Below are 21,959 nucleotides of genomic sequence, written 5' to 3'. Positions count from 1 at the left end.
CATTTAGAGTGCGAGTAGGCGGAGGGGATTCCGCTATTCTTAGGCGTTTTTAAGCGGACACCCGCACAAAGGAGTGGCCCGCCACCTCGTGTTCTTAGGTGGCGGGCCGCGCTTCGAATTTCTCCGTGTCTAAGTATAAACACGGATTGATTAAAGAAAAGTTGAAAAGCGAAATGTGTTGCAGATCACACATTTAGAAGCTGGAACTGCCGCCCCCGGCGCTAAATCCCGAGGAAGACACCGAGCTGCTGCTCGAGGATGCCGCCTGATCCGCCTTCACGTTGGACTCGTGCCAGGCTTGCATGTGCACGTACGGGACGTACCCTCCGTACCAGAACCCGGATTCGTACACCGCCGGCGCGGTGAGCTTCTCGCGCTCCTTGACGTCGCTGAACTGCTTCTTCTTCACCTGGTCCAGGATCACGCGGTAGTCGCCCAGCACGCGCACGAAGTCGTCCACGTAGGTGGGGGAGGAGGGGTTGGCGTCCAGCGCCTCGATGCGCTGCATCAACAAGTCCAGCTCCTGGCGCAGCCCGCTATCTTTCACCTCGCTGCGGGCGCGCAGCACGTCCTCGCGGATGGTGCTCAGGTCCGCCCGGCGCGTGGCCGCATCGCCGTGTTCGACGCCGAAGAGGCGGTCGATGTTGTCCTCGGCGTTGGAGACGTGGTCCACGGACTCGGCGGCGTCCGCAAGCTGCTTGCGGTGCTTGTACACGTCCTTGTCGTCATCCATGTTGATCGAGCTCAGCCCCTGCGCGCCGTGCACCAGCTCGTTCATGCCCAGGAAGCGGTCGCGCACTTCAGCCCACTGGCGGCGCAGCGTCTCGTCCGCAAACGCCGAGGACAGCGAGTTCGCCCGCACGTCCACCTCGTCCAGGCGGCCCGCGAGGCGGGTGTACTCGTGGGTGACAAGCTCGTAGTCCTCGCGGGCTTTCGCAATTGCCTTACGACGATTGCTCCGCACCGTCACCACACCCGCACCAACCGCGGTGGCAGCGCCGAACCCGCCCATGCCAGCGCCGACGATCGCTCCGCCTCGGTCATTTTTCGCGTCGTTGAACTTCCGGTCCGAAAGCCCGTCCGCGTCCATGGCCAAGTTCGCCGTGCGGAACAGGCCGGATGGGATGTTGCCTTCCTTCACGCCGGGTTTCATCGCATCGAGCAGGGATTCGCGATACGAGTCGTCGTTAAGCATGAGCTCCTCGGTGACATCGTCGCCTCCGTAGATGAACGCCTGGCGCGGATCCAGGCCAACGCCCACAATGAGCACGCCGTCGGCGGGGCGGCCGTTTTCACCCTTGGACTGGTCGATCAGCTCGGGGTACTGCGAGCGCAGCAGCTCCTCCACGTCGTCAAGGATGTTCTCGTGGTTGGTTTTGAACACCATGTAGTGGAGATCCGTGACCACATCGGCCGCGTTGATGTTGGCGGTGTCGCGCTGGAGGCGCTGCTCGTCTTCGGGGGTGAGCGCGTCCTGTGGGTCGTCGATAGTCGCGCTCGGCGCACCCGCTGCCTGGACGGTGAATTGATCGCGCTCCGGGGCGTCGATGGCGTTGTAGACGGCACCCGCACCACCAAGGCCGACAAGTGCGGCGACGCCAAAGACAGCAGCAATCTCTTTCATCAATCCCATGTGTCCAGGGTAACCCGGTGTAACGCGATGTGACGGGTTGACGATGTCTTATCTACACGTGTCAGAACCACTGGCAGGTACCCGATTTACTTAAGGAGATTGCCATGAAGCGCATCGCCACCGCTGCAGTCGCAGCAACCCTGTCCCTGTCCGCACTGTCCGCTCCGGCCTTCGCAGCCGACGCCGACACCACCCCGGCCAAGGAGAACCAGGGCAGCTCCGTCCAGGCTGAAGGCGACCAGGCTGGCGAGAAGGTCGGCTCCTCCGAGGTGTACAAGAAGTGCAAGGAGGACAAGAAGGCTGAGGCCGAGAAGGGCAAGGAAGCCACCGCTGGCAAGGAGGCCACCGGCAAGGACGGCGACAAGGCCGAGCCGGGCAAGGAGAAGGGCTCCAACAACGCCACCGGCGAGTGCATCCAGCAGCTCATCGACAACCCGGACACCAAGCCCGGCATCCTGGGCCTGCTGATCGGCGTTCCGGTCGCCCTCGTTGCACTGCTCGGCGCCGCCGCAGCATTCTCCGGCGCCATCCCGGGTGTTCAGCTCCCGGCCCTGCCGGGCCTGCCGATGTAATTCGGCTCGCCTGAGCGATCCTCGGCCCGTTCCCGTTCAGGGAGCGGGCCGTTTTTTCGTGTCACGGTTTGGACACATTTCCCTGAATCGCTTGAAAGCTTTTCGTGGACACGTGTTAACTGCGTTGCAGGTAACTCAACCTACATAAGGAGAAAACCATGAAGCGCATCACTTCCGCTGCCCTCGCAGCAACCATGTCCGTGTCCGTTCTGACCGCACCGGCCTTTGCCGCTGAAGGCGATGAGAAGGTTGGGTCCTCCGAGGCGTACCAGAAGTGCCTCAAGGCTCAGAAAGAGATCAAGGGGGAAATCGACAAAGCTCCGACCGCAGAGCAAAAGCAGCGTCTCAAGAAGATTGTTGACGAGTCCCGCGAAGAGGCTGGAGTCGGCAGCTCCACCGATTCCGGCGTCTGCATCAAGGGTCTGACCCACGAGGACAGCGAGTACCGCTCCTCCGCACTGGGCGTCCTGATCGGCGTGCCGCTCGCCCTCGTTGCACTGCTCGGCGCAGCAGCAGCGTTCTCCGGCTCCATCCCGGGTCTTTCCCTCCCGGCCATTCCGGGCCTACCGATGTAAATAGGGTTCATCCGGCTTAGCCGCGTACCCGAAATAACCCGGTTCCTGCTGCGTAGGGGCCGGGTTATTGTTCTGCTACGTACCAGTACGAGAGTTCTCCCTCCGCTCACAAGGGTTTCGCAGATAGGCCCCGTAGAAAGTTTGTGATCCGGGCGAGACACCCCGGGATGAATCCGACACGAGAAGGAGAATTATGTCCGCAAACACTCGTATTGCCGCATCGGCTACCGCACTCGTGCTGGCTACCGCCGGCCTCACCGCCTGCAACGACAGCGACGGTGACACCGACACCACCGGGGTCAACCCGTCCGACGCCATCACCTCGGAGGACCCGGTCTCCGGCGGCTCTTCCTCCGGCGGCTCCGCATCCGACGGTTCCTCGGTCGGCGGCTCTTCCGCGGGCGGGTCCTCGGTCGGCGGCTCCTCCGCAGACGGCTCCGTGTCTGACGGTTCCGCTGGCGGCGCCGTGTCCGGCGACTCCTCCGTCGGCGGTTCCTCCGCGGGCGGCTCCGCATCCGGCGACACCGGCCTCGGCGGCGCAGAGATGACCGACTCCCCGCTGGGTGGGGCAGAGGCTCCGGAGCAGGTTGATCCGCTGAGCCCGCAGATGACGCCGTAAGCGCAACACGAGAAAGGCACCGGCACGGAGTATCCCTTCCTCCGCGCCGGTGCTTTTTCGTAGTTAAAACGGCTCTTGCACCGCGCGGGTGATCACCACGGCGTCGGCGTCGATGCGTTCGTGCAACTGCCTATCGACGTCCTCCGGTCCATCCGACGTCAACAACCATCCCGCCCACGCATCCTTGCCGGGGGAGAAGTGCCCGTCGCCCTTACCGATGATGTTTAACGTGGCATCCCTCAACCACAGCGGGCCGACCAACCCCGCATGCTCCGTTCCCTCGAGCGGGGCCACGTACGGCTGGTAGGCGACGGCGTTGAGGTCGGCCACGGTATCGTCGAAAAGCTTCTGCGCCAGCAGCATGTGCTCGGGCGAGCCGAGGTAGACGATGGTGGTCAGCGACAGGGTGCCCTGCGGTTCGTCGCGAAGTGTGAGGTCCATCAGCCCGCCGAGGCTGGCAGGGAGGTGCGTCGGCGCGTCGTGGTCCTCGAAGAAGAATTTTTCGATGGCGTTGTCGCGGTTGGTGGTGGCGAAGTCCACGAGCGCGTTGAGCTCGTACAGTCGCATCTGGTCCGGGGCGGGCAGGTTGTCGTACGCGGCCTGGCAGCGCAGGTCCCAGAGGGTGAACTCGTCCTCGATGGGGTGGGGGCGAGGGGAGACCGCCGAGATGACAGCGCCGCTGGTTTCGATGCGCTGCCGGTAGAGCGCGTACGCCTCCTCCAGGTCGCGCTCGTGTGCCACGAAGTGGGTAGTGACGATCTCGAAGGGCATGCGCAAGAGGGTAGTCGATTGGGCAGGGCGAGGGGTGGTGCGGAGATCGGCGATGTTTCACGTGAAACCTAGTCGGGAAGGCGGTACTTTCGGTTCCTGCTCGTCGGTGGTGCGGTGGGGACAATTTCCTCGGCGTCAACCAAGTTTCGGAGCCTGGGGCGCAAGGAATTTACACTCACTCCGAGATGGTCCGCGATATCGCGTGCTGCAGCTTCCCCAACTTCCGTGAGATAGGAAATCAGCCTTCGATCGGCTTCGTCGACTTCAGGTTCGCCAACTGCAAGGACGAAAGTGTCGCTGGAGCTACCTTCCCTGAGCAGATTGCGATCGGCCAGGTCACCCAGCAGCTCACGTGCATCATCACTGTCGAGCCCGATATGTTCCCGCAGCTCCTTGACCGACACACCACCAAGCTCTTGAGCGATAGCCAGAGCGATCTGCTCCTCTCGCGTACTTCCTGGCGCCACGGAGGCCAGCCATTGCGAAACCTCTGGATTGAGAATTCCGAAGCGATACAAGGTGACGGTGAATTCACCAATCCTCGCATCGAATTGTGGCTGAGGCAGACCGTAGCGTTCCATACCCTTACGCATTCGTTGGATGCCGCTCCCTTGATTCTCCGCCACACGCATTGACCCTGAAGGAGTGGGCAGGTTGCTAAGAAGATTAGCGAGCGATGGGTTACGGCTCACCGAACGATTTTCATCGATGTTGTCCACCGTCCGGTCACTCCACAAACCACCCGGACTGTTTACCTCAACTCGATCGGGGTACACATCCACCTGCACTTGGCGACCTTGAACTTGGGGACTGTAATCCCTGTGCATCACCGCATTCACAATCGCCTCGCGTAACGCGATCTCGGGAATCTCGGGCTCGTCGACCATGGTCGATCCCACTTCCACTGAACGTGTTCGAAGGTTGCGCATTACCGCCTTAATTGCGTCCTCCACCGCGAGCGGCAGGGGACCGTCGCAATGGGCTCGATCCACAAACCTGGTTTCCGAGACGGACTTCTCTGGTGAAGGGTGCACAGCCACGTCGATGAACAACTGCGGGAAAAATTGTTGAGGGTAGCGTCCGAGAGCTAAACCACCAGCCAGAGTTGGGAGGCCAGCGCCGTCAAGTACGTGGAGACGTTCCAGGACTTCAGCGTCACCGGTCGTCCCAAGGCGGATACGAGAACCGCGTTTCTCCAGCGATTCGATTAGGCCCCTCCATGCCTGCCCATCTAAGTCGTCGAGGCCAGCCTCACTAATGGGTGAGAGTTCCGAGAGGTCTGGCGTGTACAGCGTCGTGAGCTGAAACACTTCGTAGCTAGACAGTCTCTGGTCCCCATCCAAAACCCTCTTGTACGCGCCATCCCGCAGTCCTTGAGCTGTGACATAGCAGGGCATCTGCTGGCCCAATTGTGCGTCACCCCGCATCGGATGGACCCACACCAGAATCACCGGAGAACCATCGACCTCGTCAGTCTCAATGTCGAAACGGGGGATGGGTGTCACAGGAGGCTTCTCTTGCCCCTGGCGCAGCGCACTAATGAGTTGGTCGTTCATACGGGCAGAGTCAAACCCCGGCGCCGGAGTGAAGCTACCGTCACGTTGATTTTCCTGGATACCGAGGACGATTACTCCGCCTTTGGAGTTGGCAAAAGAGCTCACCGCTTTCCAGAACGCGGTATCGAGTTTCCCCGTTCCAGACTTCGCCTCAATGCAGTGATCATCGTTTCGTTGCCGTCGCAACCGGGCCATGATGTCATCCATGCGCTGACTCATACCCTCACTTTAACCCGTTTCTTACAGTGAGGCCCCGTTTCTCCGTCACTTTTTACAGTGAGAGCCCTTTTTCGCGTCACTTCATACAGTGACGCGCTCATTTTTACAGTGAGGACCCTTCTCAATACAGTGACGGCCCATAGTTTCACGTGAAACACGGCAAAAGAAAACCGCCCCGGAGGGCGGTTCAGCGCGGCAGCAGGGGACTGCTACACGGCGGTGGAGCCGGTGGCGGGGGCGGCCGAAGGTTCGTCGATAGGCGACTGCTTGTGGATCTTGCCCGACGCGAACTTGTTCACGATGAGCGCGACCGCGCCGTCGCCGGTGACGTTGGCGGCGGTGCCGAAGGAGTCGACCACGATGTAGGACGCGATCATGAGCGAGAGCATCGAGTCGTCGAAGCCCAGGTTGGACTGCAGCAGGCCGGCGGCCGCCATGATGGCGCCGCCCGGCACGCCCGGGGCCGCGATCATCATGATGCCCAGCAGGAGGATGAAGCCGAAGATCTCGCCGCCCGAGACGTCCAGGCTGGCCATGTACACGATGGACAGCGCGTAGAGCATGATCTTCATCATCGAACCGGACAGCTGGATAGTGGCGCAAAGCGGAACCACGAAGCCGGCGACGTCCTCGTCCACGTTGTTTTTCAGTGTGGACTCGTAGGTGACCGGGATGGTCGCGGCGGACGATGAGGTGCCCAGGGCGGTGAAGTACGCCGGCAGCATGTTCTTCAGGGCCTTGAACGGGTTCACGCCGGCGACCGCGCCGGCTACCAAGTACTGCAGCAGCACGATGATCACGGTCATGACCACGGACAGCAGCAGCACCACACCCATGGCGGCCATGGTGTCGCCGAAGTTCTCGTTCATGCCCAGGCCCAGGAAGGTGCCGAAGATATACAGCGGCAGCAGCGGGATCACGAACGTGACCACGACCTTGAGCACGACGTCGTTGAGCTCCTGCAGCACGTTGTAGAGGTTGTCCGACTTCACCGCTGTCATGGCCAGTCCCACCACGAAGGCGAGCAGCAGCGAGGACATAATCGCCAGCGGCGGCGGCATCTCGACGGTGAAGTATGGGGCCAGGCCACCCTCGTCCGGGTCGGCCACGTTGGTGATCAAGTCCTTGCCGGCCAGCAGCTTCGGGTACAACGCGGTGCCGGTGCCCCAGGCGATCAGGCCGGAGATGACGGTGGAGCCGAAGGCCACACCCGCGGTGATGCCCAGCCACTTGCCGGCGCCACGGCCTAGGCCCGCGATGGCGGGCGCGATGAGCGCGAAGATCAGCACCGGCACAAAGAAGCCGAGGAAGTTGGAGAACAGTCCGTTGAAGGTGATAAAGACACGGGCCAGCCAGTCGGGGAAGAACAGGCTGCACAAGAACCCGAGGATGATGGCGACAACTACCCAGAAGAGTAGCGACCCTAAGAACTTACTTTTCATGTGTCCAGAGTAGCCGGTAATTATACAGCAAACTGCATTTTTGAGCGCTTTTCTTTCGTGTCTACCCTCGCCGTATGCTTGGGAGCTATGAGCCCGTTTGAAAATATGAGCACTCTCAACGTCGTTGTCGGCATCATCTTTATCCTGCTGACCCTGCTTCTGCTCATCCCTGGCGCGATGGCCTCCGTGGGCAACCTGCCGGGCAACAAGTGGTTCGGCCTGCACGTCCCGGCGGTGCGCAAGGACCGCGCGATCTGGGATCAGGCTCACAAGGTCGCTGGCCCGTTCTGGGTGTTGGCGGGTGTGGCGCTCGCGTTCGGCGCTGCCTTTTCCTTCATCGCCTCCGGGTGGATGTGGGTGCTGCCGGCGGTGGCGCTGGTGGCGGCCGTTGTCGCGGCCTCGTTGGGCGGCAACTTCGGCGCGCGTGCGGCCGTGGCGGTGGAGCAGGCGCGTGAGAAGCAGGCGGAGGAACCCGAGCCCGCAGTGAACATCGATGCTTTGCGACGAGCCGCCGGCCACGCCGACGACCAGAAGTAGGTTCGCATGAATTGGCAAGAAGCGATCCTGACCGTGTTGCGCAAGGCGGGGGAGCCGATGGCGTACAAGGACATCGCCGCCGAGATTGTCCGCCGCGGCTTAGTGGATGCCCCGCACACGAACCCGGAGATTGCCACCCACGCCGCCATTACCGGCTTGAAGGTGGACGGCCTGGTCGCCTCAGCCCCGCGCGGAAAGTACCGCCTTCCTGAATAAAATTCCCGGTCGAATACCGGTTCCGCTATAGTTGTCAATTGTGACGTACATGACTTCTTTGAACTGGTGGTGGCCCGCCTAACTGGCGCGCCCCCTTCGAAGTCACGGCCCGCCAGCTTGCACCCCAAGCGCCGCGGGCCTTTTTTCACCCTCGGTGCAACGAATACGACAGAACCGAGGACCACATGCAATACACCCACCGCGAGGTGCGCTACCACGAGGACGTGGCCAGCCTCTTCGCCCACATCGGCGGACTCGACGCGGAAGACTCCGTGCTGCTCGAGTCCGCCGACATCACCACCCGTAACGGCCTGCAGTCCGTGGCGGTGCTGCGCGCGTCTATGCGCGTGACCTGCACCGGCAACCGCGTGACCGTGGAGCCGCTGACCCCATCTGGCGAGGTCATCGCAGCGGACCTGGACCTTGAGGAGTACCGGGTGGGGCAGGGCGTCTACGAGTTCCCCGCATCACGCGCCGCGGACGAGCGCGAGCGTCTCACCGCCCCGTCCTCCGCCGACGCGCTCCGCGCGCTTACCACGCGCGCCGGTTACGGCAACGAGGACTTCCCGTTTCTCGCCGGCGGCTTCGCCTACGACTACCTGGACTCTTTCGAGCGGCTGCCCTTCGTGGAGGCTGGCCCGAACACGTACCCGGATTTCCAGTTCGTGCTCGCCGAGGTGCTCCTGCGCGTCAACCACGAAACGTCCACGGCGTACCTCGCGGGCGTCGATGCGCATGGTGCGGGCATCGATCTCGAGCCGCTCGCGTCGCTTATCGACGCCCCCGTGCCCGCCTACGAACCCACCACCGAGAGCGCGGAGCGTGCCGTCGTCAAGGCAACTGTGTCCGACGCCGACTTCCGCGCAGACGTGGAGGGGCTCAAAGAGCACATCGCCAACGGGGACATCTACCAGGTGGTGCCGGCACGGGCGTTCACGGCGGAGTGCGCGGACGCGTTCGGGGCGTACCGCCGACTGCGCGAGTCCAACCCCTCGCCGTACATGTTCTACCTGCGCGGGCCCGGCTACGAGCTTTTCGGTGCCTCGCCGGAGTCCAACCTGAAGTTCGACCACACAACGCGCCAGGTGGAGCTGTACCCGATCGCCGGCACACGCCCGCGCGGACTGAACGCCGACGGGACGGTCAACCACGAGCTGGACACGCGCATGGAGCTGCAGCTTCGCACCGACGCCAAGGAGGTGGCCGAGCACACCATGCTGGTGGACTTGGCCCGCAACGACATGGCGCGCGTGGCCGAGCCTCGCACCCGGCGAGTGCGCGAGCTGCTGCAGGTGGACCGCTATTCCCGCGTGATGCACCTGGTCAGCCGGGTCACCGCAACGCTTGCCTCAGACCTGGACGCGCTGGACGCCTACCGCGCCTGCATGAACATGGGCACGCTCACCGGCGCGCCGAAGCTGCGCGCGACCGAGCTGTTGCGCGGGGTGGAGGGCACACGCCGCGGCTCCTACGGCGGGGCGGTGGGCTACCTGCACGGCAGCGGCGACTTCGACACCTGCATTGTCATCCGCTCCGCGTTCGTCGCCGACGGCGTCGCCACGGTGCAGGCCGGCGCAGGCGTGGTGCGCGACTCCATCCCGCAGGCCGAAGCCGACGAGACCCTGCACAAGGCCTACGCGGTGCTCCAGGCGCTCGCCGCGGGCCGTGAATTGGAGGTGCACAAGTGATCGTTTTGCTGGATAACCAGGACTCTTTCGTCTACAACCTCGTCGACGCGCTCGCCGGCTTCGACACCGTGGTCTACCGCAACACCGTCTCCGCCGACAGGGTGCTCGGCGCGGACCCGGAGCTCATCGTGCTCTCACCGGGCCCCGGCTACCCCGCGGACGCCGGCTGCATGATGGAGGTGATCGAGCGCGCCCAGGGCCGAATCCCCATCCTGGGCATCTGCCTGGGCTACCAGGCGCTCATCGAGCACTTCGGCGGTCGCGTGCAACCGTGCGGCCCGGAGCACGGCACCTCGGTTCCGATGAGACTTACGGCTCCACACCCGCTTTTTGACGGCCTCACGGTCGGCGGAGCCCCCGGCCAACCCGGCCTGGACGTGCCTGTTGCCCGCTACCACTCCCTGGGCGCGACCGAGGCGCCGACCGGGATCACACCGCTGGCCTGGACGGACACGCAAATTGGCAGCGTGATCATGGTCGCCGAGACCGACGACGGGTACTCCATCGGCTTCCAATTCCACCCCGAATCCATCCTCACCCCCGCAGGGCCCCAGCTGCTGGAGCGCTGTGTGGAACACCTGTTGCAGAAAGGACGCGACAATGGCTGACCACGTAGAGATCTTTCGCCGTTTTATCGACAACCCCGCCCCGACCTTGGAGGACGCGGTTGAGGCGTTCACCCCGCTGACCGTCGGCGACTACGACGACGTCCACATCGCGGCACTGCTCGCCACCATCCGGACCCGTGGCGAGACCTTCGCCGACATCGCGGGCGCGGCCAAAGCCTTCCTCGACGCGGGACGGCCGTTCCCGGTGACGGGCAAGGGGATCATGGACACAGCGGGCACCGGCGGCGACGGCGCGAACACCATCAACATCACCACCGCCGCCTCGCTTGTGGCCGCGGCCGGCGGGGTGAAGATGATCAAGTGCGGCAACCGCTCGGTGTCTTCCAAGTCCGGCTCGGCCGATGTGTTGGAGGCTCTGAACATCCCGCTGGACCTCGACCCGGAGCGCGCGGTGCGCCAGTTCGAGTCCTCGAACTTCACCTTCCTGTTCGCCCCGGCGTACAACCCCGCGATCGCTTTCGTGCAGCCGGTGCGCAAAAAACTCGGCGTGAGCACGTTATTTAACACGATGGGCCCATTATTGAGTCCCGCAAGGCCTGAATTCCAAATAATGGGGATAGCCAATCCTAAGCTAGGCCCCACTATTGCGGAGACCATGAAAACGCTCGGCCGTTCCCGCGCGCTGGTCGTTCACGGCGCCGGCACCGACGAGATCGCGGTCCACGGCGACACCCTCGTCTGGGAGCTCAAGGACGGCGAGATTTCGCACTATACGGTGGCGCCGGCGGAGCTTGGCGTCGATAAGCATACGCTCGAGGACCTCCGCGGGGGCGACGGCGAGGAGAACGCCGCCGCCATGCGCGCGACGTTTGCGGGGGAGGGGCCGGCCGCGCACCGCGACGCCGTTGCCGCGAACGCCGGCGCGATGTTCTACCTCTACGGCATGGCGGACTCGCTCGCCGAGGGCACCGCGCATGCAAAGCAATTGCTTGCCGACGGCTCCGTCGCCCAGTGGCTGCGCACCCACGAGGAGGCGGACTACAGTGGCTAAGATTTTGACCGAAATTGTGGCGAACCGTAAACGTCACATTGACGCAATACGCGAGCGAGTGGGTCACGTTAGTTTCGACACGTTACGTTATTCCGAGCGCTCCCTCTACGACGCCCTGGCCGCCCCCGGCGCTTCCTACATCATGGAGTGCAAGTCCGCCTCACCCTCGCTCGGCACCATCCGCGAGGACTACAAGCCGGGGGAGATCGCGAGCGTGTACTCGCGCTACGCCTCCGCGATCTCCGTGCTGTGCGAGCCCGACTACTTCGGCGGGGACTACGACCACCTCGCCACCGTCGCCGCCACCACGCACCTACCGGTGCTGTGCAAGGACTTCATCATCGACGAGGTGCAGATCTACGCTGCCCGCTACTTCGGCGCCGACGCGGTGCTGTTGATGCTGTCGGTGCTTTCCGACGAGGAGTACGCGCACCTCGCCTCGGTGGCGGAGTCTTTGCGCATGGACGTGCTCACCGAGGTCATCGACGAGGACGAGGTAGCTCGGGCGGCCCGGTTGGGCGCGAAGATTCTCGGCGTGAACCACCGCAACCTGCACGACCTATCCATCGACCTCGACCGCTCCGCGCGCCTATCCGCACTTGCGCCGGACGGGGCAGTGGTGGTTGCCGAGTCCGGCATCCGCGACGCCGCGACCGTCCGCAGGCTCGGCGGGCACTCCGACGGGTTCCTCGTCGGCTCGCAGCTGACCTCCCAGCCGGACATCGACCGCGCCTGCCGCGAACTGGTCTACGGGCCGAACAAGGTCTGCGGCCTGCGCTCGGCATCCGCGGCCCAGGCGGCGAAGGCGGCCGGCGCTGTCTACGGCGGGCTGATCTTCGAGGAGGGGTCCCCGCGCAATGTTTCACGTGAAACGGCCGCGGAAATCATCGCCGCGGAACCGGGCCTCGACTACGTTGCGGTGTCGCGCCGCACCGAAGGCTACGACGAAATCATGATCCACGGGATCAGCGCCGTGCAGGTCCACGCCCCGTACCAGGGCTCGCTCGAAGCGGAACGCGCGTTGATCGAGCGTGTCCGCGGCGAGGTCGACGTACAAGTGTGGCGCGCTATCGACATGACGGGGCCCAATGATGCGGCGGGCGTGGCGGAGCTCGTCGACAAGCTAGTGCTCGATTCCGGCGCCGGTGGGACGGGGGAGCGGTTCGACTGGTCCCGCATCCCCACCACCGATGCGCTGCTCGCCGGTGGGCTGACGCCCGCCAACCTCGCCGACGCGCTGCGCACCGGCTGCACCGGACTCGACCTCAACTCCGGCTTCGAAGACCCCCGCGGACACAAGGACGCCGCCGCATTGCGATGCGGCTTCGCCACCATCCGCGACTTCCACAATTAAGGACTGACACAATGACCCTGCTCCCTGCGTACTACGGCGAGTTCGGCGGACAGTTCGTCCCCGAATCGCTCATCCCGGCGCTCGACCAGCTCGAGCGAGCCTTCGTCGACGCGTTCAACGACGACGCGTTCATGGACGAGTACCGTAGCCTGCTCCGCGATTACCTCGGCCGGCCCACCCCGCTGACCGAGTGCCGCAACCTGCCGCTCGAGGGCAACGCGCGCATCTTCCTCAAACGCGAGGACCTCGTCCACGGCGGCGCGCACAAGACCAACCAGGTGATCGGCCAGGCGCTCCTTGCCAAGCAAATGGGCAAAACCCGCATCATCGCGGAGACCGGCGCGGGCCAGCACGGCACCGCCACCGCGCTCGCCTGTGCGCTGCTTGGCCTGGAATGCGTGATCTACATGGGCAAGACCGACATGGAACGCCAAGCGCCGAACGTGTACCGCATGCGTCTGATGGGCGCGGAGGTCGTCGGCGTGGAATCCGGCGCGGGCACTCTGAAGGACGCGGTGAACGAGGCGCTGCGCGACTGGACCGCCACCTTCCACGAGTCCCACTACCTCCTCGGCACGGCGGCCGGGCCGCACCCGTTCCCAAAGATTGTCAAAGAGTTCCACCGGGTGATCTCCAACGAGGCCCGCGCCCAGATCCTCGAGCGCACCGAACGGCTGCCGGACGTGGTGGTCGCATGCGTCGGCGGCGGCTCCAACGCGATCGGCACCTTCGCGGACTTCATCGACGACACCAGTGTCGAGCTCGTAGGCGCCGAGCCCGGGGGAGAGGGCTTCGGCCTCGGCGCCCACGGCGCGGCTATCGCCCAGGGCACGACCGGTCTGCTCCACGGCACGTACTCGTACCTGATGTGCGACGGCGACGGCCAGGTGGAGGAGTCCTACTCCATCTCCGCCGGCCTGGACTACCCCGGCGTGGGCCCGGAGCACGCCCACCTGGCCAAGTCCGGCCGCGCTTCCTACGTGCCCGTCACCGACGACGAGGCCCTCGACGCCTTCCAGGCCCTGTCCCGCCACGAGGGCATCATCCCCGCGCTCGAGTCCTCCCACGCGCTCGCGTACGCGCTCAAGCGCGCCGCCGAGCACCCCGCGGACGCCGAGCCGCTGCACATCCTGGTCACCCTGTCCGGCCGCGGAGACAAGGACATCGCCCACGTGCGAGCAACGCTTGCAGATAGAGAGGAAAAGTAAATGAGCCGCTACGAGAAACTCTTCGCCGCCGGAGAGGGCGCGTTCGTGCCCTTCATCATGCTCTCGGACCCGACCCCGGAAGACGCGGTGGAGATTGTCTCCGCCGTCGTCGACGCCGGGGCCGACGCCGTGGAGCTCGGCGTACCGTTCTCCGACCCCGTCGCGGACGGCCCAGCTATCCAAGGTGCGCATGTGAGGGCGTTGGCGGGCGGAGCGACCGTCGATAAGGCGCTTGCGCAAATCCGCACCATCCGCGAGCGCTACCCGGACCTGCCGATCGGCATGCTGGTGTACGGCAACGTCGCGCACGCGCGCGGCCTGAAGCGCTTCTACCGCGAGTTCAAGGAGGCGGGTGCGGACAGCGTTTTGCTTCCCGACGTCCCCGTGCGCGAGTCCGCCCCCTTCAGCGCAGCCGCCACCTCGGCCGGCATCGACCCGATCTACATCGCCCCGGCGAAGGCCTCGGAGGAAACGCTTGAGGCGGTGGCCGCGAACTCGCGCGGCTACATCTACGCCATCTCCCGCGACGGCGTGACCGGCGCGGACAAGGAGGCGACGGTGGAGGGCCTGCGCGAGGTCGTCGATAACGTGCAGAAGTTTGGCGGGGCCCCGGTGCTGCTGGGCTTCGGCATCTCGAAGCCGGAGCACGTGCGCGACGCGATCGCCGCGGGGGCCGCGGGCGCGATCACCGGCTCGGCGATCACCAACATCATCGACAAGTACATCGACGGCAACCGCGTGACCGATAAGGACGCGCTGAAAACCGAGCTGACCGAGTACGTCGCCGCCATGAAGAGCGCTACGATCGCATCATGACCTGTTCACGACGCATGTTCCTGCTCGGCACCGCAACCACGTTTGCCGGTGCGTTCCTCGCCGCCTGTGGAGAAGCGGCCCCCGAAGAAGTTGCCAAGACCGACGTGCCCGTCGGCTCCGCGGTGATCTTGGACAAGTTCATCATCGCCCAGCCCACCGCCGGCACCTACGTCGCCTACTCCAGCGTGTGCCCGCACCAGCAGAAGAAGATCACCAAGGTCGAGGGCGACACCGTCAAGTGCACCGCCCACGGCTCGGTGTTCAGCATCGCCGACGGCGCCCGCGTCTCCGGCCCGGCCGTCACCGGCATGCGCGAGGTTCCCGTGACCGATGCCGGCGACAAAGTCTCCGTTTCCGAGTAGATGAAGAAGCTCGACCCGCTTCTCGTCGGCATCGTCGCCGCGGCGGCGCTCGCGTTCGTGCTGCCCGCCCAGGGTGCGTTCGCGGACGGGTTCGCCGTCGCGGTGAAGCTGGGCATCGCGCTGCTGTTCTTCCTCTACGGCGCGCGCTTGTCCACCCAGGAGGCACTGAAGGGCCTAACCAACTGGCGCCTGCATGCGCTGATCCTGGCGTTCACGTTTGTGATCTACCCGATTATCGGCCTGCTCGCCCGACCGACGGTGGCGTTCATGTCCGAGGACCTGTACCAGGGCCTGCTGTTCATGTCGCTGGTGCCGTCCACCGTCCAGTCCTCGGTGGCGCTCACCGGCGTCGCGCGCGGCAACGTCTCGGGCGCGGTGGTGGCGGCGTCGGTGTCCTCGCTCGTCGGCGTGGTGATCACGCCGCTGCTTGTGATGTGGCTGATGGGCGCCGGCGACGGGGTGTCCGTGGACGCCTCGGTGTTCGGCGACATCGCCCTGCAGCTGCTCCTCCCGTTCATCCTGGGCCAGCTCGCGCACAACTTCGTCCCACGGGTGGGGGAGCTAGCCAAGTCGAAGGCGACCAAGATCGTGGACCGCGGCTCCATCTGGATGGTGGTCTACTCCGCGTTCTCGCGCGGCGTCGTTTCCGGCGTCTGGTCGAATGTCTCCGCGTGGGAGATCGTGTTCCTCACCGTGTTTTCGTGCGTGCTGGTCGTCGCTATGCTGTGGCTTACCCGCATCCTCCCGGAGGCGCTGCGCTTCCCGCGCGAGGACCGCGTCGCTATCCAGATGTGCGGCACCCAGAAGTCGCTCGCGACCGGCCTGCCCATGGCCACCGTCATCTTCGGCGGCGCTTCGCTCGGCGTGCTGATCATCCCGCTGATGATCTACCACATGTGCCAACTGGTCATCTGCTCCGCGTACGCCTCCCGAATTTCCTAGGAGTTTCACGTGAAACATTTCGTCCGCATCCACTACAACGTCCCCGAACTCGGCGGCGAGCTGCTCAACATCGCCGAGCTCGAGGAGATCTCAGCCCACGAGTGCACCATGGTCCGTATGATCGAACTCGACCCCGCCGAGACCATCACCGGCATCTACGTCGACGGCCGCGTCATCGGCCAGGCCAACCAGCCCATGGGCACCGTCCCACACCCGCGCACCTACGATTCCATGGAGGGCATCACGGCCACCCACCTCAGCGAGGAGGAATTCGAGGGCCTCTGGTCCGAGGCTCAAGCAAAGTTGCAATAGCCTATCGACGTCCCTCCGGCCCGCCCCGACTCCGGCGCGGGCCTTTTTCGTTGGTGGATCCCTATAGTTGGCGGGGCCGGGGTTGTCCGCAATGCGGAGTTCCACGTCAACGTCCGGGCCAACCAACCCATGGGCACCGTGGCGCACCCGCGCACCCTAGCTCGATCTGTCAGCGGCGCGGGCCTTTTCGTTGGTGGACCCCAATAGTTGGTGGGGCCGGAGTTGTCCGCAATGCGGAGTTGCGGAGTGGTCTGAGGGGCGGGCATGGGCGGAGCTGACGTCGATAAGCAATTGCCAATAGTTGGTGAGTTCCCACTTGTCCGCAATGCGGAGTTGCCGACAAGTTATAGCAATCGCTATAAACCGCATTACCGCAGGTCAGAGAAATGTCGAGGGCGAGTTTTATAATGTCTGCAATCGAACTCGCATTCGCCTCAAGGGGGCCCGAAATGACCGCCGCAGTTGCCACAGAACCCAACCCCATCGCCATCGCATTAAGCCAGCAAATCGAAGACTCGCACCGCGCAATGACCCAGAGCAAAGCGGAGTTGTTGTCCGCAATTCAAACGTTTGATGAACTCGCACTTGCTATCGAATGTGGCTCATCGACCACCGCGCACTTCCTCATGCGCCGCCTGGGCGTGTCATCCTCAACCGCCCACGAGTACGTCAGCGTCGCGCACCGCCTGCGGCCCTTTCAGTACCTGCACACACACTTCACCGAGGGTGCGCTGAGCTACTCGGTGGTGCGGTTGCTTCTGAAGTACATGACTATCGAAAACGAGCGTGAGCTGGTCGATCTCGCCCTCGGGATGGGCTTCCACGAGCTCGAATGCGCGCTGGCCGGGAAGAAGCCGCAGGACGGGGAGGGCGACGACAGCCCGCAGTACTATCTGAGCCTGCACAAGCGCGAAAACGGCGATATCGCGTTCCACGGCAATATGAATGCAGCGGACGGCGCCGCGTTCATCGCCGCGTTGAAGATCGGGGAGATCGCGTACTGCGATATCGACGAGGTGCTCGAGGATCTGGACCCCGAGGTAGAAGGGGAAATCAACATTGCCCTCGAGCGCGCCGAGGAGGTGGAGGAAAACCGACCCGCGCGGAAGACGGTCTCCGGCTACGGGCTGCCCATCGGGCGCATGCTGCTGCGGGCGCTCATGGGCATCGTCCACATGGCACGCACGACGCCGCGCAACACGCTGACCACGCCGGGTGCGCACGTGAACATTCTGGCAACACCGGACGGGCGCGGGTATATGCCCAACAACGTGGGCGCGCCGTCGAAAGCCATTGCAAGCTTGCTGGCAAATGCGGACATACGCCTATCGACGGTCAACTCCAACGGCCTCGTCCTCAACACCGGACGCAAACAGCGCCTGGCCACAAACGGTCAGGTCAACGCGCTACTGGCGATGTGGGGTGGGCAGTGCGCGGCACCGGGGTGCACGCACACGCGCTTCATCGAGATCCACCACATCGAGGATTGGGCCACCGGGGGCTTGACCGACCTGGAGAACCTCCTGCCGCTGTGCTCCGCCTGCCACTCCCTGGTTACGGAGGGGTATCTGCAGACGCTGAAGGAGCACTCAGACATCCACTTCGTCTACCGCGACGGGACGCGGTTCGTGTCCACGAACTACTCCCTGCCGCAGCGTAACGACACCATGCGGACCATGGAGGAGTGCAACTGGTCCTTCAACGACTAGTGAGGCTTAGAAGAACTGCTCAACGGCCGGCACACCCGGGACACCCGGGATCTTGCCCGCTGCGGCCGCGGCGGCGCCGACCAGTGCCAGGACGCCTGCGGCGATGCCGGTGCCAACGAGGATGTCGTAGGTGGTGCCGAGCTTGTAGCCGCGGTTAGCGTCGTTCCGGTAGGAAGAGTTCATTACGGCACCCTGGTTGGCGGCTTCCTCACCAGTTTCGGTTTCGAAGATGCCGCTCTGGGCGGAACCAAGGAACGGGGCGGAGAGACCTTCGCCCTTCTTGTCCCGCTCAGCTGCGGTGGCGGCATCCATGTAGTTTTCCATCTCAGGGAAGGTCACCTGCGAAGAAGACTTATGGCCATAGCCACCGGTTTCCTTCCCGTTAATCTCAACTGCCTGTGCCGGCACGGCAGCAAGGGACAGGGCGGTGGTTGCGGCCAGAGCGGCGGCGGTGATGCGCTTCATGGGGGATCTCCTTGGTCGATGCATGAGTGTGATTGCCAGAAAACCGGACTGCGTCAGTAAAACACACATCACCGCAGGTCACCTGACTTTTATCAGATGAAACGATATGAATCGCACGCCTACGCCGTCTGGCCCCTAAAACACCAGGTTGACCAACACCATGTACAGGGCAGTGCCAGCGAAGATGGACAGGTCCGCGCGACGCTTCCAGCGGTGCAGGAGCAAGGTGGCGGCTAACGCAATGAGCGCGGAGGCGAGGTGGGCGGGGGAGTGGGCGTGGCCGATCACGGTGTAGGCCACCAGGACGGTCATCACCCCGACGGGCATGAGCACGGCGAGGAAGTCGATGAACGGGCTACCCTTGAGCACGCGCAACATGGAAAGCGGCAGGGCGCGCAGGAGTACGGTGACGATGCCGATGGGGATAAGTACGGCGGCGACCATGGTGGGGGTCGCGCCTTCGGGAAGCCCGATGTTGCCGGTCAGGGCAGCCGCCAGGAAAGGGAGTCGTCCACACGCGGGAACCAGAAGCGCAGGACGAGCACCAGGAAGTAGGACAGAAGCGCCAGGATGATCACCTGGCCCGGCAGCAGCAACGCCGCCACCAGCGCCAGGGTGCCTGCGATCAACGGGGCGGACAGGTCGCGGCTGGTCTGGAAAGCCTCGTAGGCCAGGACGGCGAACAGGGCGGTCAGCGCGAAGTCGAAGCCCTCCACGCCGGCTGGGATCACCGCCCCGGCAAGTGCGCCGGCAATACCGGAGAGCACCCACGCCAGTTGGCACACGACGGAGATAGTGAGCAGACGCGGGCCTGAGGGGCGGTCGCGCAGGGTGGAGGTGATGGCGTAGACCTCGTCGGTGAGCGCGTAGGTGGCGTACGCCGACGGCACACCCCGGCGGATCTCCGAGCGCGGGTACGTCAGCCCGTAAAACAGGTGGCGGAAGTTCACCATGAAACCGGTGATCGCGCTGGTCACGGGGCCGACGCCGGTGAGGACCATGTCGATGGCCAAAAACTCCATGGACCCGGCGTAGATCACGGTGGAGAAGATCGGGGTCCACCACCACGCGAAGCCGGACTGGGTCATGAGCAGGCCGAACGCCAGCCCGAGCGGCACCAACCCGAGGGCGACCAGCCAAGTGTCGCGAAGCCCCAGCCGAATCTCCGCCGATGTTTCACGTGAAACGGCCACTAGTTGTCCTCGAGGTTCGCGGGGAAGGTGGCGAAGAGGGGCAAAGGCATTGCTTGCCGACGCATCACGTCACCCCACAAATCCGCACCGGCAGGAGCGACGACGTCGCTGGGTAGGGCGGGGGTGACAAACCAGTCGCCGCGCAGGATCTCGTCGTCGAGCTGCCCCGGCGCCCACTCGGCGTAGCCGGCGAAGATGCGAATGCCGTCGAGAAGCTCGCTCACCTCGATGGGAGAGGCGTTCAGGTCCACGAGCACGAGGCGGTTGGCCAGGCGGTTGAGGTAGGGGTTCTCGGGGGCGCCGGCCGCGGTCACGCCCAGGCCCACCGCGGACTCGGGGCTGACCGGCCCGCCGATGTGCACGGCCTGCGGCTTGGCGGCCAGCTCGGCCCAACCCGCGTCCATCACGTTGGCGACGGCGACTTCGCTGCGGCGGTTGAGCACTACGCCGAGGGTGTGGTCCGCGTCGTGCTCCAGCACCAGCACCACGGTCCGGGCGAACTCGGGGGAGAACATGCCGGGGGCGGAGACGAGCAGCATGCCCGGCTCAGGCTCCACGCGCTCAAGCGCGTTGAACAGGCGGTCTGCGTAGAAATACTCAGGCATTTTCCCTCTCCCACCAGGCTTTCAGCTCGGCGACGGCTTCGTCGTGCTCAAGTTCGCCGCGCTCCAGGCGCAGCTCCTTCAGATACTTCCACGCCTTGCCCACCTCCGGGCCGGGTTCAAGCCCCAGGATCTGCATGATCTCGTTGCCGTCCAGGTCCGGGCGCACGCGCGCGAGGTCCTCCTTGGCGGCGATGTCGGCGATGCGCTCCTCCAGGTGGTCGTAGGTGCGCTGCAGGCGCGCGGCCTTCTTCGCGTTGCGGGTGGTGGAGTCGGCGCGCACGAGTTTGTGCAGCTTGGGAAGCAGTTCGCCGGCGTCGGTGACGTAGCGGCGCACGGCGGAGTCGGTCCACTGGCCCTCGCCGAAGCCGTGGAAGCGCATGTGCAGGAACACGAGCTGGCCCACGTCGGAAATGACGTGCTTCGGGTACTTCAGGGCCTTCAGGCGTTTGCGGACCATCTTCGCGCCGACAACCTCGTGGTGGTGGAAGGTCACGCCGCCGCCTTCCTTGGGCGCGCGGGTGGCGGGTTTGCCGATGTCGTGCATCAGCGCCGCCCAGCGCAGCTTCAGGTCCGGGCCCTCGTCCTCGAGTTCGGTGGCCTGGCGCAGCACGGTCAGGGAGTGGCGGTAGACGTCCTTGTGCTGCATGTGCTCGTCGGTCTCCAGCTGCAGCGCGGGAATCTCGGGCAAAATATACGAAGCCACGCCGGTGGAAACCAGCAGGTCGATGCCCTCCCAGGGACGGGCGCCGAGCATGAGTTTGTCCAGCTCAGCCTGCACGCGCTCGGCGGTGATCCGCCCGATCTCCGAGGCCATGTCGCACATCGCGTCGAACACCCGGTCCGCCACGGTGAAGCCCAGCTGGGAGACGAAGCGGGCGGCGCGCAGCATGCGCAGCGGATCGTCGCGGAACGACACCTCGGGCTCCTGCGGGGTGTCCAAGACCTGGTGAACAAGGTCGCCCAACCCGTCGACGGGGTCGTGGAAGGTGGGGGAGAGGCGGAGCTCGTCGTCAAGCGAAAGCTCAATGGCCATTGCATTGCAGGCGAAGTCGCGGCGGACGAGGTCGCCCTCGAGCGTGTCGCCGAAAGTGACCTCGGGGTTGCGCGTCACGCCGTCGTAGAGGTCCGAGCGGAACGTGGTGATTTCCACGGTTTCGCCGTGGCGGATGGCGGAGACGGTGCCGAACTCGATGCCGGTGTCCCACACTTTCTCGCCCCACTCGTCCAGGATCTCCTGGATCACCTCGGGGCGCGCGGAGGTGGTGAAGTCGAGGTCGTGCACCCCGCGGCCCAGCATCGCGTCGCGCACGGAGCCGCCGACCATATATAAGGTCTCGCCGCGGCCGGAAAACAGTTGCGCGAGGGGCTCAAGCAGAGCAGCATGCTTGGCGACGACATCCTGCGCCCTGGCCATCAGCGCGGGGGCGGCAAGCGGGTCGGTCGGGTCTGGCATATCGAAGAGCTTCTGCGTCACCCGGGACACGATACCCGCCACCCCCGCGCGGGAAGTACCACAACCGGCCGAAAGACCGATAGCATGACACG

At 64.7% G+C, this 21,959-nt stretch carries 24 protein-coding genes; 15 read left to right on the top strand and 9 right to left on the bottom strand.

Features of this window, described 5'->3' with window-relative positions:
- Positions 1–193: 193 nt before the first annotated feature.
- Positions 194–1,633 (bottom strand): DUF5129 domain-containing protein, encoded by a 1,440-nt coding sequence (locus MHX64_RS07485; RefSeq protein WP_239356545.1) that lies wholly within the window; start codon positions 1,631–1,633, stop codon positions 194–196.
- Positions 1,634–1,737: 104 nt separating this feature from the next.
- On the opposite strand from MHX64_RS07485, the gene MHX64_RS07480 reads away from it, so the two are divergent.
- The 3 genes from MHX64_RS07480 to MHX64_RS07470 all read left to right on the top strand — a co-directional run bounded on the left by MHX64_RS07480 (position 1,738) and on the right by MHX64_RS07470 (position 3,399).
- Entirely contained in the window at positions 1,738–2,205 is a 468-nt protein-coding gene (locus MHX64_RS07480; RefSeq protein WP_239356546.1) for a hypothetical protein, read from the top strand.
- 158 nt (positions 2,206–2,363) lie between these two features.
- Positions 2,364–2,780 carry a hypothetical protein gene (locus tag MHX64_RS07475; RefSeq protein ID WP_194559894.1) on the top strand — a complete coding sequence of 139 codons (417 nt, stop codon included), beginning with the start codon at positions 2,364–2,366 and terminating at the stop codon, positions 2,778–2,780.
- Between the two features lie 193 nt (positions 2,781–2,973).
- Complete coding sequence (locus tag MHX64_RS07470; protein WP_194559895.1) at positions 2,974–3,399, top strand: hypothetical protein; 426 nt, start codon at positions 2,974–2,976, stop codon at positions 3,397–3,399.
- 63 nt (positions 3,400–3,462) lie between these two features.
- Here MHX64_RS07470 and MHX64_RS07465 read toward each other — a convergent pair whose 3' ends face one another.
- The 3 genes from MHX64_RS07465 to MHX64_RS07455 all read right to left on the bottom strand — a co-directional run bounded on the left by MHX64_RS07465 (position 3,463) and on the right by MHX64_RS07455 (position 7,387).
- Positions 3,463–4,170, bottom strand: coding sequence for a hypothetical protein (locus MHX64_RS07465; RefSeq protein WP_239356547.1), 708 nt, complete (start codon positions 4,168–4,170; stop codon positions 3,463–3,465).
- Positions 4,171–4,238: 68 nt separating this feature from the next.
- The gene (locus tag MHX64_RS07460; RefSeq protein WP_239356548.1) at positions 4,239–5,933 is read right to left on the bottom strand and encodes an ATP-binding protein; all 1,695 of its coding nucleotides are present in this window, start codon (positions 5,931–5,933) and stop codon (positions 4,239–4,241) included.
- 221 nt (positions 5,934–6,154) lie between these two features.
- Entirely contained in the window at positions 6,155–7,387 is a 1,233-nt protein-coding gene (locus MHX64_RS07455) for a dicarboxylate/amino acid:cation symporter (protein ID WP_239356549.1), read from the bottom strand.
- 105 nt (positions 7,388–7,492) lie between these two features.
- Here MHX64_RS07455 and MHX64_RS07450 point away from each other — a divergent pair, with 105 nt between their 5' ends.
- From MHX64_RS07450 to MHX64_RS07395, 12 genes are all read left to right on the top strand, one after another.
- The gene (locus MHX64_RS07450) at positions 7,493–7,924 is read left to right on the top strand and encodes an SdpI family protein (protein ID WP_239356550.1); all 432 of its coding nucleotides are present in this window, start codon (positions 7,493–7,495) and stop codon (positions 7,922–7,924) included.
- A 6-nt stretch (positions 7,925–7,930) separates the two neighbouring features.
- Positions 7,931–8,140: a winged helix-turn-helix domain-containing protein gene (locus tag MHX64_RS07445; protein ID WP_239356552.1), complete on the top strand. Its 210-nt coding sequence runs from the start codon at positions 7,931–7,933 to the stop codon at positions 8,138–8,140.
- Between the two features lie 185 nt (positions 8,141–8,325).
- Complete coding sequence (locus MHX64_RS07440; protein ID WP_239356554.1) at positions 8,326–9,828, top strand: anthranilate synthase component 1; 1,503 nt, start codon at positions 8,326–8,328, stop codon at positions 9,826–9,828.
- Positions 9,825–10,436, top strand: a complete 612-nt coding sequence (locus tag MHX64_RS07435) for a gamma-glutamyl-gamma-aminobutyrate hydrolase family protein (RefSeq protein ID WP_239356555.1) — start codon at positions 9,825–9,827, stop codon at positions 10,434–10,436. Before MHX64_RS07440 ends, MHX64_RS07435 begins: the two co-directional genes overlap by 4 nt.
- Positions 10,429–11,448, top strand: a complete 1,020-nt coding sequence (gene trpD / locus MHX64_RS07430; protein WP_239356556.1) for an anthranilate phosphoribosyltransferase — start codon at positions 10,429–10,431, stop codon at positions 11,446–11,448. Before MHX64_RS07435 ends, trpD begins: the two co-directional genes overlap by 8 nt.
- Positions 11,372–12,802 (top strand): bifunctional indole-3-glycerol-phosphate synthase TrpC/phosphoribosylanthranilate isomerase TrpF, encoded by a 1,431-nt coding sequence (gene trpCF / locus MHX64_RS07425; RefSeq protein ID WP_370642095.1) that lies wholly within the window; start codon positions 11,372–11,374, stop codon positions 12,800–12,802. Before trpD ends, trpCF begins: the two co-directional genes overlap by 77 nt.
- Positions 12,803–12,813: 11 nt before the next feature.
- Positions 12,814–14,010, top strand: coding sequence for a tryptophan synthase subunit beta (gene trpB, locus MHX64_RS07420; RefSeq protein WP_239356558.1), 1,197 nt, complete (start codon positions 12,814–12,816; stop codon positions 14,008–14,010).
- Complete coding sequence (gene trpA, locus MHX64_RS07415) at positions 14,011–14,826, top strand: tryptophan synthase subunit alpha (protein ID WP_239356559.1); 816 nt, start codon at positions 14,011–14,013, stop codon at positions 14,824–14,826. It begins immediately after the preceding gene.
- Positions 14,823–15,188, top strand: coding sequence for a Rieske (2Fe-2S) protein (locus MHX64_RS07410; protein ID WP_194559906.1), 366 nt, complete (start codon positions 14,823–14,825; stop codon positions 15,186–15,188). Before trpA ends, MHX64_RS07410 begins: the two co-directional genes overlap by 4 nt.
- Entirely contained in the window at positions 15,189–16,130 is a 942-nt protein-coding gene (locus MHX64_RS07405) for a bile acid:sodium symporter family protein (protein ID WP_239356560.1), read from the top strand.
- A 9-nt stretch (positions 16,131–16,139) separates the two neighbouring features.
- On the top strand, positions 16,140–16,442 hold the full coding sequence (locus MHX64_RS07400) for a hypothetical protein (RefSeq protein WP_063937066.1): 303 nt from the start codon (positions 16,140–16,142) through the stop codon (positions 16,440–16,442).
- Between the two features lie 449 nt (positions 16,443–16,891).
- The gene (locus MHX64_RS07395) at positions 16,892–18,151 is read left to right on the top strand and encodes an HNH endonuclease signature motif containing protein (protein ID WP_239356561.1); all 1,260 of its coding nucleotides are present in this window, start codon (positions 16,892–16,894) and stop codon (positions 18,149–18,151) included.
- A 6-nt stretch (positions 18,152–18,157) separates the two neighbouring features.
- Here the strand turns inward: MHX64_RS07395 and MHX64_RS07390 are convergent, their stop codons facing one another.
- The 5 genes from MHX64_RS07390 to MHX64_RS07370 form a co-directional block, all read right to left on the bottom strand.
- Positions 18,158–18,616 carry a hypothetical protein gene (locus MHX64_RS07390; protein ID WP_239356562.1) on the bottom strand — a complete coding sequence of 153 codons (459 nt, stop codon included), beginning with the start codon at positions 18,614–18,616 and terminating at the stop codon, positions 18,158–18,160.
- 135 nt (positions 18,617–18,751) lie between these two features.
- Positions 18,752–19,060, bottom strand: a complete 309-nt coding sequence (locus MHX64_RS07385; protein ID WP_239356564.1) for a branched-chain amino acid transporter permease — start codon at positions 19,058–19,060, stop codon at positions 18,752–18,754.
- A gap of 38 nt (positions 19,061–19,098) precedes the next feature.
- On the bottom strand, positions 19,099–19,809 hold the full coding sequence (locus MHX64_RS07380; protein ID WP_239356565.1) for an AzlC family ABC transporter permease: 711 nt from the start codon (positions 19,807–19,809) through the stop codon (positions 19,099–19,101).
- On the bottom strand, positions 19,809–20,414 hold the full coding sequence (locus MHX64_RS07375; protein WP_239356566.1) for a YqgE/AlgH family protein: 606 nt from the start codon (positions 20,412–20,414) through the stop codon (positions 19,809–19,811). The genes MHX64_RS07380 and MHX64_RS07375 overlap by 1 nt, the downstream gene beginning before the upstream one ends.
- The gene (locus tag MHX64_RS07370; protein WP_239356591.1) at positions 20,407–21,867 is read right to left on the bottom strand and encodes a CCA tRNA nucleotidyltransferase; all 1,461 of its coding nucleotides are present in this window, start codon (positions 21,865–21,867) and stop codon (positions 20,407–20,409) included. The genes MHX64_RS07375 and MHX64_RS07370 overlap by 8 nt, the downstream gene beginning before the upstream one ends.
- Positions 21,868–21,959: the final 92 nt, after the last annotated feature.

It is taken from the genome of Corynebacterium sp. ACRPZ, from assembly GCF_022346205.1.
GTDB lineage: Bacteria > Actinomycetota > Actinomycetes > Mycobacteriales > Mycobacteriaceae > Corynebacterium > Corynebacterium lehmanniae.
Note: the sequence above shows the minus strand (reverse complement) of the source record. Positions and strands in the feature narration are given on the sequence as shown.